The organism is Salinimicrobium profundisediminis (genome assembly GCF_026241755.1).
GTDB lineage: Bacteria > Bacteroidota > Bacteroidia > Flavobacteriales > Flavobacteriaceae > Salinimicrobium > Salinimicrobium profundisediminis.
Genome location: NZ_JAPJDA010000002.1, coordinates 40079 through 52283, shown reverse-complemented (window position 1 = coordinate 52283; position 12205 = coordinate 40079). Strand labels below are relative to the sequence as shown.

Genomic DNA, 12205 nt, shown 5'->3' with positions numbered 1-12205 from the left:
TCAGGCTGTTTTTAATTCCGTCTGGGCATTTCTCAACTTTTCTTCTTCCAAAATCTTCAGGGCTTTTTTGTATTCCACAGGCATAACTTTTATAAAGCCAGTAGCAGCAGTTTCCCAGGCTTCCAGTATTTCTTTGGCTACATCACTTTGGGTATAACTGTAGTGATTCTGGATGAGCGTTTTTAATTCTTCCAGGTTTTCTTCGGAAGGTTTCTCCAAATCGATCATTTCCATATTAAAGTTATGGCTGTCTACTTTATTGTGAGGGTCGTAGATATAGGCTACTCCGCCGCTCATTCCGGCAGCGAAATTCCTTCCGATGTTCCCAAGTATCACTGCAACGCCTCCGGTCATATATTCACAACCATGGTCGCCAATTCCCTCGATAACTGCCCTGGCACCCGAATTTCGGACGCAAAAGCGCTCTCCTCCAATTCCGTTGATGTAAGCCTCGCCGTTTGTGGCACCATAAAGTGCAACGTTCCCAATAATGACATTTTCATTTGATTTGAAAGTTGCGGTTGAAGGTTTTTTAACCGATAATGTGGCGCCACTTAAGCCTTTTCCGAAGTAATCATTGGTATTTCCTTCTACATTAAGTGTAAGGCCCCTGGTGGCAAATGCGCCAAAACTCTGGCCTGCAGCTCCCGTAAAATTAAGGGTAAGGGTGTTTTTTGGTAAACCTTTGGCCCCGTGAATTTTTGAAATCTCGTTGCTGATTATAGCGCCTGTAGTCCTGTTGATATTTGTAATAGGAAAATCCAGCTTCATCTTTTCTTTCCTGTATATGGCCGGATGTGCCTGTCTCAGGATCTCAAAATCTAAAACATTATCAAGGCGATGGTCCTGCTGCTTTGAATTGTATAAAGTCATGCTTTCATCAATATCCGGCTTGTACAGGATGTTAGAAAGATCAATTCCCTGGGCTTTGTAGTGCTCTATGGCTTTGTTCATATCCAGTTTCTGGCTTTGCCCCACCATTTCATTAATGGTTCTGTAACCCAGATCGGCCATGATTTGCCGTAGCTCCTGTGCAACAAAATACATGAAGTTGATCACATGCTCGGGGGTACCTTTAAAGTTCTTTCGCAGCTCAGGATCCTGAGTGGCGATTCCCACGGGGCAGGTATTTAAGTGGCAGGCACGCATCATGATACAACCAGAAGCTACCAGTGGTGCTGTAGAAAAACCAAATTCTTCGGCTCCCAGCAGGCATGCTATGGCTACGTCTCTCCCTGTTTTTAATTGTCCGTCACATTCCACTACAATTCGGCTTCGCAGGTCATTGAGGAGCAGGGTTTGCTGCACCTCGGCTATTCCCAGTTCCCATGGGAGGCCGGCATGGCGCAAAGATGTAAGGGGAGCGGCTCCCGTACCACCGTCATAACCCGAAACCAGGACCACATCTGCTTTGGCTTTTGCTACCCCGGCTGCAATTGTACCTACGCCAACTTTAGAAACGAGCTTAACGTTGATTCGCGCTTCCCGGTTTGCGTTTTTAAGATCAAAAATAAGCTGGGCAAGATCTTCAATAGAATAGATGTCGTGGTGTGGCGGCGGTGAGATAAGCCCCACATAAGGGGTGGAATTTCTCGTCTTTGCGATCTCCTGATTTACCTTTGGGCCAGGTAAATGCCCGCCTTCTCCCGGTTTTGCACCCTGGGCCATCTTGATCTGGATCTCCTGTGCATTGGTGAGGTAATTGATAGAAACACCAAACCTTCCTGAAGCTACCTGCTTAATGGCCGAATTTCTCCAGTCCCCATCGGGGCTTTTGTGAAAACGGCTTTCATCTTCTCCTCCTTCACCCGAATTACTTTTTCCTTTCATCCGGTTCATGGCGATTGATAAATTCTCGTGAGCTTCTTTGCTGATGGAACCAAAAGACATCGCTCCTGTCTTAAACCTTTTTACAATCTCTGTCCACGGTTCTACTTCTTCTATAGGTACCGGGTTGAGATCTTTGAACTTAAACATTCCCCGTATGGTCATGAGGTTGCGGGTTTGTTCATTCACCAGCCTCGAATATTCCTCATAGCTTTTTGGGTTATTTTGTTTCACTGCCTGCTGGAGCTTTGCAACAGTGGCGGGGTTAAACATATGTCTTTCCCCGTTTCTCCTCCATCTGTAATCTCCACCTATTTCGAGATCCATACCCTTTTGATCCTCTGCCGGATTAAAAGCTTTGCGGTACCGCTTCTGAATTTCTTTTTCTACTTCATACAGGCCTATTCCTTCTATACGGGTAGGCGTACTGCAGAAATATTTGTTTACAAATTTTTTGTTGAGCCCCAGGATCTCAAAGATCTGTGCCCCGCGGTAGGAGTGCAGGGTAGAGATCCCAATCTTATTCATGATCTTGATGATTCCTTTTCCCACTGCAGTATTGAAGTTTTGAACGGCAACTTCGGGGTCTGTCACATCCAGCTCTTTCTTTTCTACCAGGTCATAAATGATCTCATTTACCATGAACGGATTGATCGCACTGGCACCATAGCCAAACAACAAAGCAAAATGATGAGGTTCACGCGGTTCGGCAGACTCTATTACGATCTCAAAGCCGGATCTTTTATGATGTTTTTTTACGGTGTGATGCACGTATGAACAAGCCAGCAGCGATGGAATGGGGGCCAGGTCTTTATTGGTATTGCGGTCTGAAAGTATGATGATGTTACATCCATTGTCAACCGCTGCGGTGATCTCAATGATGATCTCATCCAGTCGCTCTTCCATACCGTTAAGCCCTTTATCAGCCTGGTATAGGATGGGGATAGAAACAGCTTTAAATCCGGGGATGTCTATATATCTGATCTTATCAAGGTCTTCATTAGAGATAACGGGATTCTGGATGCGGAGTTTTTTAGCATGTTCAGGCGTTATCTCAAAAAGGTTCCTGTCTTCTCCTAAAGAAAGGCTGATGTCTGTAACAATTTCTTCCCTTATCCCGTCAAGGGGCGGATTGGTCACCTGTGCAAATAGCTGCTTAAAGTAATTGAACAAAAGCTGCGGCTTGTCTGAAAGTACTGCAAGCGGAGTGTCAGACCCCATAGAACCTATTGCTTCCTTTGACAAATTTGCCATGGGCGCAATGATGGTATTGATATCTTCCTGGGTATAACCAAAAAGTTTTTGTCTTGTCTTGAAATCGGTTTTTTCTACAGGAGTTTTATTTCCGGTGTAGGGAACATTAGAAAGCGGTAGTAAATTTTCATCAAGCCACTGCTGGTATGGTCTTTCAGCAACAATATTGCTCTTAACTTCTTCATCTTCAATGATCCTTCCTTCATTCATATCTACAAGGAACATTCGGCCCGGTTCAAGACGTCCATGCCGTGCCACATTTTCGGGGGCTATTTCAATGACTCCTGTTTCCGAAGCCATTACCACGTACCCATCTTTGGTTACGGTATAGCGCGAAGGGCGTAATCCATTCCTGTCCAAAAGGGCTCCAATGTAGTTGCCATCTGTAAAGGGAATAGAAGCGGGCCCATCCCAGGGTTCCATGATACACGAATTGTATTCGTAGAATGCCTTTTTTGCGGGGTTCATCACAGGATTTTTTTCCCATGCTTCAGGAACCATCATCATAATGGCTTCGGGCAGCGAGCGGCCGGTGTGTAAAAGAAGTTCCAGCACCGTATCCATAGAGGCAGAATCTGACTTTCCTTCAGTAGTAACAGGAAGTATCTCCTTAATATACTCTCCTAAAAGGTCACTTTTAAAGAGCTCTTCCCGGTCTTTCATTCGGCTTAAGTTACCCCGCAGCGTGTTGATCTCTCCATTGTGGCACATATATCTAAAAGGTTGTGCGAGATCCCAGCTAGGGAAGGTATTGGTAGAGAATCGCTGGTGTACCAGGGCGAGCTTGGTTACCAGGTCATGGTCATTAAGATCGGTATAGTAAATATTAATATCTTCGGGCATAAGCAGCCCTTTGTAAATAATGGTTGTTGTAGAAAGGCTGGCTACATAGAAGTGAAAGGAATCAGAAAGAGAAGATTCCTCTACTTTGTGTTCAGCTATTTTACGCGCCGTGAAAAGTCGGGCGTTAAATTCTTTTTCTGAAATCTCCTCATCCTTGCCAATAAAGATTTGCTGCACATTGGGTTCACTAAGGGCGGCAACGCTTCCAAGGCAGGATTTGTCTACCGGCACTTCCCGCCAGCCCAGCATTTTTAAATGCTGCCTGTTTATCTCTTTTTCAAAGATCTCCTTTACAATTTTACGCTGGTTGGCCGCAGGTGGTAAAAAGACCATTCCTACTGCATATTCTTTGGGGTTGGGGATCTCAAAATCGCATACTTTTTTAAAGTAGGCGTGTGGGATTTCTATCAAAATACCCGCACCGTCTCCGGTTCTGCCATCTGCACTCACAGCACCGCGATGCTCCAGTCTCACCAGGATGTTAAGTGCTTTATGAATAATATCGTTAGTCCTTTTGCCCTTTAAGTTGCAAATAAATCCTGCGCCACAATTGTCGTGTTCAAATTCGGGGGAGTAGAGTCCCTGTTGCTTCATTCTCATATAGATCTCCTTGGAAAAAAATTACTGAATATCCAGCAAAATAGCCATTTCTGTAATAATAGAATAACGAAATTTCTATTTTAATACATTAAATAGTGATTTGAGAATATAAATCAATTAAAATGATAAATTAGGAATATAGTGGAATCATATTAAGAATTATGCAATTCAAAATGGATGAGATTTTTCTGCGGAAGGCTGGGGAATTGCAAAGAAATAATACGGGTAAAACTGAAAGAGAACGCATCGCAAACCGAAATTAACAGATGTCCAAAAATGGCATTTTTGACTGGTATTTTTTGTAAGAGACCTAACCTGATAAATATCATGGTTTTAGCCTAATGTTTTTCCGACTTTCAGTCTTTCCCGGTCATCCAGCATTTTTTGATGGAATATAAAATCTACATAGCAGGAGGAATTGTGACAATTCTCGTTGTGGCCCTGTACTGGATCCTTATTAACAGGAACAGCAAGTAGACCTACGGCTTTTTCCCCTTCCTGTTTCAAATTACCAAAGATGGCAAGAGGCAAGACTTGTGTGAGTAAATTTCACCAATCCCTAACCCTTAATCACCAATAACCAATAACTAATTGAGGGAGCTGGGTAAAAATCCGTAATACTTTTTGAAGGCCACCGTAAAGTGCTGCGGATTCTTATAACCTACTTCATAAGAGGCTTCAGACACCGACAATTTTTCATGGGTGATAAGCTCTTTCGCTTTTTCCATACGCAGCCCGGTGATGTACTTGAAAATTGTGGTAGAATGCACCTTTTTGAAACTCTGTTTGAGTTTTGAGGTGTTGAGACCTGCTATGGGAGCAAGTTCGTTTATGGTGAGGTTTTTTCTGAAGTTCTTCTTAATGTGCTCCTCCACCCGTAGAATCCCTGTGTACTCCTTTTTTGGAAGGTGATCTTCCTGTGAAACACTATTTTTCGCGTCATCGTCTACCAGGAAACTCAGTAACATAGCGGTAATTCGGGCTTCGAGGTAGATCTTTTTGATATGTCCGCAGTAACGGCAACTAATAATTTCCCGTATGTGTTGCTGCAATTCTACCGGAATGATTCGGCTTTCCTCCCACAACAGGAACGGGTGGTCCTCTTTAATTCCGTCCTTCAATGAAGATAATCCGCTGTAATCGGGGCCCATGATCTTCCGAAGTAATTTTTCAGTAAACAGCACTTCCAGGGTTTTCCGGGAAGAAGATTTGAAGTTCAAACACCCTTCGGGCCTGGGGAGGTAAAAGATATTGAAATGGCCGGCAGGTATAGAGATCGCAGGTACAGAAGGATCTACTGGGCAAAAATTATAATCTCCCTCCAGTTCAAAATGCAGTTTAAAAAGAGGCGAATTTCCCGAAATGTTTATCGAATAACCTGCCGAAGCTTCCAGGTTCTGGGTAATTAAACAGAAATGATCCAGGTGCAGCTCGTGCATACTGCCTTTAACAACCTCCTTGTCAATAATGAAGGTTTCTTCACTGAAGGCCTCGGCGCAAAAATCTTTGCTGAAAGTCTTTACTACAGCATTTTCTTCAAAAAAAGAACTTTCTAACCTGAATTTCATTTGTATTGTCGCCTGACTTCCTTTTAAATAACATCGCTAAAGGGTCGGGGTGGGCACATTATTCTTTTCACGTAAGTAAAAATTCCTTTTGCGTTACCCAATGGCAAGCCTCCCCCTTTACTTTTGCCAAAGGTAATTATTTTTATTAAATCTAAATAAGCCCATTCTTTTGAAATCTGCATCTTCATATATCTGGTCCGTTCTCTTCTGCTTTTTTTCGGTGGTTGTGTTTGGGCAAACAGCTAACAATTCCGGGGAAAAGGCCGGGCAGGCGATTAGTGCTACATATACCGTTTCCGGTTATTTAAAAGATCATAATGGATATTCTTCAGCCAATGTTGAAGTTGTTCTCTCAAATACTTCGGAAGAATTCAAGGCCACATCAAATTATTCAGGTTATTATGAAATTTCCGGGGTGCCTTCAGGGTCATATATAATTGAACTTCGGAAGGAGAACCACGTTGAATATGGCGAAGTGATCATTAACGGGGAAGACGTGGTGCAGAACTTTCAGATTAAAAATAAAGGAGATTATGAACTGAGTGAGGTACTTCTGAATGTAGAATCTGTAAAATCTGAAATTGAAAAGAAAGGTTTCGCGGTAAATGTCATTGAAACAGAAGAAGCTGCGGTAAGAAATATTCAAACCAACGAACTCCTGAACAGAAGTGTGGGAGTGAAAATAAGACAGGGTGGTGGTTTGGGCTCTTCTGTAGACTATAACCTCAACGGGATGTCTGGTAACTCCATCCAGATTTTTATTGACGGAATTCCACTTTCGTCTTACGGTTCTTCCTTCGACCTTAGCAGCATTAGCCCCAGCATGATAGAACGTATTGATGTCTACAAAGGTGTGGTTCCTGCCGAACTTGCTTTTGATGCTTTGGGAGGTGCCATAAATGTCATTTTGAGAGATGATTTTAGAACCCAGATCAATGCTTCGGTTTCTTATGGCTCCTTCAATACTTTCCAGTCCAATTTCAATGCAGTTTACCAGGCAGAGAACTCCGGATTTTTTGTGAAAGCTTCAGGATTTTATAACCATTCCGATAATGATTACGAGGTTTGGGGAAGGAATGTTTACAACATTCTGCCCAATGGGAAATATGATTATGTAAAGGTGAAGAGGTTCAATGATGAATACTCTTCCCGTGGCGGAATTCTAGAAGCAGGTTTCAAAAAGGTCAATTGGGCCGATAAATTTTCTGTGGGATATACGGCTTCAGATTCTTACAACGAAATTCAGCATGGTGCGTACATGACCATCCCATATAAAGGAAGGTTCATGGAAGCCGAGGCGGGTATTGTGAATCTCACATACGAAAAATCTGATCTTTTTATTAAAGGTCTAGACTTCAATTTTCACGGTTTATACAACGAGCGCAAAAGAACTATAAATGATACGGTGACCTGGACCTACAACTGGTCTGGTGAACTTAGCCGCGACCGAAAAGGAGATCCTATACCGTCGCAGCGGGGAGCACAGCAGGGAGCGCCTACCATTGCAAATATTTACCGGGATATTTACTCTTTTAGGGGAGGACTTACTTACTCCTTTAACAACAATCACAAGATTGGCCTGCACCACGTACTTTACAATATTTCGAGAGAGCAGAATGATGAGCTTTGGAACGGGATAAGAAAGAACTTCATTGAAACCCGTGAGCTTGAAAAGAATATTTCCTCTTTTTCTTATGAGTCGAGATGGTTCAATGATAAATTAAAGGCCAATGTCTTCGGAAAGTACTACCAGCAAAAAACCAGGCAAATGGACCCAGGTGTAGAAACCATTGACGGGGAAGAGGTGCGGGTAGAAGAATACTTCAGCAATAATTTCGATTATACGGGATACGGGATGGCCCTTTCTTACCTGGTGAACTCGGGCATTGCTATTTTAGGTTCCGCAGAAAAAGCCCTCAGGCTTCCTACTGATAACGAGATCTTTGGGGATGTAGGAGAAAATGTTGCCGAAAATTCAGGACTGGAACCCGAACAAAGCAATAATTATAACCTCGGATTCAAGATCGGCCCGTACAAAATTGGTGAACACAGCGTCTCTCTCTACGCTTCTGGGTTTTTAAGGGACACACGCGGCATGATTGTAAGGGAACCCCAAATGACCTTGAATGATGCACAACAAACTGCTCCTTTTGTAAACCTGAGAGGAACAGAGTCTAAAGGCTTTGATGCAGAATTAAATTATATTTTTAAAGATAACCTCAACCTGCTGGTCAACCTGTCCAAATTCAATACCAGGATGAGTACAAAGTATGATTCTAATGGTAAAGTTCTGTTTAACTACAACGTGCAAATACCAAGTGAACCGTTCTTTACTGCCAATGCTTCGGCCCGGTATTCCTTCAAAAATGTGTTTCAGAAGGAATCTTTACTAAACATCTATTATAACTATGCTTTTGTTGACTCCTTTTACAATGTATGGGTGGTGAATAAAAGGAGCGGACTTGAAAACTCGATGGTCCCCGAACAACATATACGGGATGTTGGCTTGAGCTACGTTTTTCCAAAAAAGAATCTCATTGTGAGCTTTGATGCCAACAACATATTCAACAAACAGGCTTATGACAATTTTGCCGTGCAGAAGCCGGGAAGAGCCTTCTATTTAAAACTCAATTATTCAATCAATAAATTCTAAATTATTAAACATGAAAAATAGATTTACAAGACTATTTGGTTATACCGCTGTAGTTGGACTATTAAGCCTGTCTACGGCATGTAGCAGCGATGATGACATCAATTCACCAGATCCCGAGCCAAATCCCACAGAAAGCAGATGGATTACCATCGCTGGAGCCGTGATGGACGAAACTCCGGGTAACGGTAACGGCGGAACCGTGCTTTATTCTATTTCAAAAGAAAATGCTGAAGATCCCAACTATGCGATCAATGTTTTTGATAACGGTTTCCAGGTGAGATCTCAAAGAACAGCGAGATTACAATCTTCGGTAGATGGTTCTACTATGTTCAACATTGCTTACGGGGGTGACAATGGAGGTGAATTTTCAAAGTACATCGTTAATGGAGGTGACAATTTTGAACCAACAGGAGGCCTGGTAAATATCTCACAATATGCAGGGACTTCTCCAAGATGGGTAAAACTTTTTGACGGAGACAAAACCGGGGTAGCCGTTAGTGTAACCAGCCCTATGGTAAATGATGGGGACACTTACGAGTACACAAGAGGTACAGCAACCATCGTTACCATAGATATGGAGAACGTTGAGATCTCGAATAACATTTCTTTTGAACTCCCACTGCCTGCAGAAGAAGAGGCAGCAGGGCACCACATTTTTAGGTTAGATACGCCTGTACTTAACGCTGCAGGAGATAAATTGATCATTGGTACCTGGATGGGGAAAACAGACCCTGCTACAGGAGAACGCGACGCGAACGCCTATGAAAGACTGGGATCAAAAGCGGTGGTTGTAGATTACCCATCATTAGAAAATCCTAAGATCATTACTTCTACTGTAGGATTTGGTGACACCAGCGGTTACCGTAGCTTTAACAGCTTTTTAGCCGAAGACGGTAATATTTACCAGGCTACTCAAAGAGATCCGGGTGGTTCTCATATTCTAAAGATCAATACAGATAATGAATATGATAACAGCTATGATTTTAGCCTTGATGAAGCCCTTAACGTTACAGGTTCATACATCCAGAGCTGGAGATATGTGAAAAATGGTATTGCTTATGTAATGTACACCCACGACGATGCAGCGTATACAAGTTTTAGTGACCGCACTCAACAAAGCTTCCTTGCAAGAGTAGATCTTAATGCCAAAACTGCACAAAAAGTAGACCTGCCTTATGAGCCAGATATGTACTTCTTCCAGTACCAGGGCTTTGTGGTAGATGGAGATAATGTTTATGTTACTGTTTCCCCGGTTGGGAAAGACGGGAATATCTATGTTATTAACAGTGTAACAGGTGAAGTGACCAAAGGGGCGCAACTGCTTAACGAACCAGGAAACCATTTCATCGGAGTGTTTTAATTTTGAATTAGCTTATCATATCTTACTCCACAGTTCCGGCTACAGCTTTTTGTGCCGGAACTTTAAATTTCTTTCAATGAAGAATAAAAAGAAAAAATACGGCATTAGAAAGTTCCTCAATGACGTTCATCTATGGCTTGGCCTTGCCAGTGGGATCATCCTTTTCCTGGTTTGTTTCAGCGGAACTGTACTCACTTTTGAGAAGGAAATTAAAAATGTTTTTGCTGAAGATTTCAAGGTCTCGGGTACGCAGGCTATGGAAATTGAAGCACTCACTGAAGTATTGCAGCAGGAAGGAGAGGTCTCTTCGGTAAGTATTCCTGCTGAAGCCGGGAAACCTTACGAATTCCGGGTAAAGACATCTCCCGAAGATCGTCGCGGCACCACCTTCTACGTAGATCCCTACACCGGTGATTACATGCAGACCAAAAAGTCTTCGCTCGACGATTTTTTTATGTGGAATTTCAGGATGCACAGATGGCTGCTTTTAGATTCGGCTATAGGTCGTCCCATTGTAGGAATAGCCACAATTATCTTCTTTATTCTTTCCCTGAGTGGCGTTGTACTTTGGTTCCCAAAAAAGCTGAAGTGGAAAAACATGAAGAGCGGCTTTAAAATCAAAACCTCGGCCAACTGGAAACGCATCAATCACGACCTTCACAATACACTCGGATTTTACGCCTGTATTGTATTGGTCATCATGACCCTCACCGGACTCTTCTGGAGTTTTGAGTGGTACCGCGAAGCAGGGAGTGCAGTTTTGGGTACAAAAGTCTTTAACAGGGGTGGAGGACCTTCCTTTACTTCCAATGAAAATATAACTGAAGCCGATTTAGCCTCAATAGCCTCTATCTACAACATTTCTTCGGAAGAACTCAACTATGAAGGCACCACCACAATTTCATTCCCTTCCGAAAGGGAGCAGGTGTACAAAATAAGAAAGACCAACGACAACGGCTGGTCTCCTGTGACTTCAGATCAATTGGTGATAGATCGCGATGGTACAGTTTTGAACAAAGAGATCTTTAGTGAAAAACCACTTAATGTACAGGTGGCTTCCCTCATCAAACCTATCCATACAGGAGAGATCTTCGGAACTTTTTCCAAGATTATCTATTTCCTGGCATGTCTCATCGCGACTACTTTGCCTGTTACCGGTACGCTGATATGGCTTAACAAGATGAAAAAGAAGAAACCGAAGAATAGAGCCAGGAAACAAGAGGAAAGAGTCAAGACTGTTACGGAATAAATTTTTGCGGGTTTCGGGTTGCCAGTTGTCAGTTGCGGGTTGCGCGTTTGTGGAGTCCTGATTAGAGTTGACCATTTTTAGAAGTTGGATGATTCTATTAACTCCCGCACCGCATATTTCTGCCCACTGACCACGGAGCACTGGACACTTCTATTTTCGCCCTTCTAACTTCTAAAATCGTACTTTTACAGGGCTATGAAAAAGACCTTCAGCTACCTGTGGCCGCTCACCAAAAAGTACAACTCCAATTACAATGGGAAACTGGAAGTCACCTGGATCAACGGGCGCAAGGTGCTTGACAGCAGTAACGCCAATTATTCTTACGGTGCCCTTCAGGAAGTGCTTGACCATGGTTTTGCAGAAGTGCGTGCAGATCGTGCTGCCCCGGTGCTGCTTCTGGGCCTGGGAGGCGGTAGTGCAATTCCCCTGCTTCGGAACAAATATGGCTACTACGGAAAGATCACTGCCGTAGAACTTGATGCTGCAGTTATAGAAATTGCCAAAAATGAGTTTAATATTGAAGCACATCAACCCCTCGAGTTGCTGTGTACCGATGCTGAAGCATTTGTTGCCTCTTCGCAACAGCAGTTCGGGTTTATAATTATCGACCTCTTCCTGGATCTCAAGGTGCCGGCGCAGTTCTTTACCGATGCTTTCTGGAAGAATGTTGCAGCATTATTAACGGCAGATGGGAAAGTGCTTTTCAATGCCGGAATAAATGAGGCGCACCAGGAACATATCGACTACCTGCTCAAAAATGACACTTTAGGCATACATTTTCAGCAGAAGGAAAATGTCTACGGAAGTAACACCCTGCTGCTTGGGGAACGAAAGTAAAGCTGAAGCCTTAC

Annotated in this window: 6 protein-coding genes; 4 read left to right on the top strand and 2 right to left on the bottom strand. The window is 43.0% G+C overall.

Annotated features, from left to right (window positions below; all coding sequences use genetic code 11):
• Both gltB and OQ279_RS01390 read right to left on the bottom strand, forming a co-directional pair.
• Positions 1–4524 (bottom strand): glutamate synthase large subunit, encoded by a 4524-nt coding sequence (gene gltB / locus OQ279_RS01395; protein WP_266067972.1) that lies wholly within the window; start codon positions 4522–4524, stop codon positions 1–3.
• A gap of 587 nt (positions 4525–5111) precedes the next feature.
• Entirely contained in the window at positions 5112–6092 is a 981-nt protein-coding gene (locus tag OQ279_RS01390; protein WP_266067971.1) for an AraC family transcriptional regulator, read from the bottom strand.
• Between the two features lie 169 nt (positions 6093–6261).
• Here OQ279_RS01390 and OQ279_RS01385 point away from each other — a divergent pair, with 169 nt between their 5' ends.
• The 4 genes from OQ279_RS01385 (at position 6262) to OQ279_RS01370 (ending at position 12191) form a co-directional block, all read left to right on the top strand.
• Positions 6262–8745, top strand: a complete 2484-nt coding sequence (locus OQ279_RS01385; RefSeq protein ID WP_266067970.1) for a TonB-dependent receptor — start codon at positions 6262–6264, stop codon at positions 8743–8745.
• Positions 8746–8755: 10 nt separating this feature from the next.
• On the top strand, positions 8756–10105 hold the full coding sequence (locus OQ279_RS01380) for a DUF4374 domain-containing protein (RefSeq protein ID WP_266067969.1): 1350 nt from the start codon (positions 8756–8758) through the stop codon (positions 10103–10105).
• 76 nt (positions 10106–10181) lie between these two features.
• Positions 10182–11354: a PepSY-associated TM helix domain-containing protein gene (locus OQ279_RS01375; protein ID WP_266067967.1), complete on the top strand. Its 1173-nt coding sequence runs from the start codon at positions 10182–10184 to the stop codon at positions 11352–11354.
• A gap of 195 nt (positions 11355–11549) precedes the next feature.
• Positions 11550–12191 (top strand): spermidine synthase, encoded by a 642-nt coding sequence (locus OQ279_RS01370; protein WP_266067966.1) that lies wholly within the window; start codon positions 11550–11552, stop codon positions 12189–12191.
• Positions 12192–12205 lie beyond the last annotated feature (14 nt).

Bases quoted from the DNA above. Each gene is read 5' to 3' on its own strand.
- gltB (WP_266067972.1), bottom strand. From the start codon at position 4,524: ATGAGAATGAAGCAACAGGGACTCTACTCCCCCGAATTTGAACACGAC.
- OQ279_RS01390 (WP_266067971.1), bottom strand. From the start codon at position 6,092: ATGAAATTCAGGTTAGAAAGTTCTTTTTTTGAAGAAAATGCTGTAGTA.
- OQ279_RS01380 (WP_266067969.1), top strand. From the start codon at position 8,756: ATGAAAAATAGATTTACAAGACTATTTGGTTATACCGCTGTAGTTGGA.
- OQ279_RS01375 (WP_266067967.1), top strand. From the start codon at position 10,182: ATGAAGAATAAAAAGAAAAAATACGGCATTAGAAAGTTCCTCAATGAC.
- OQ279_RS01370 (WP_266067966.1), top strand. From the start codon at position 11,550: ATGAAAAAGACCTTCAGCTACCTGTGGCCGCTCACCAAAAAGTACAAC.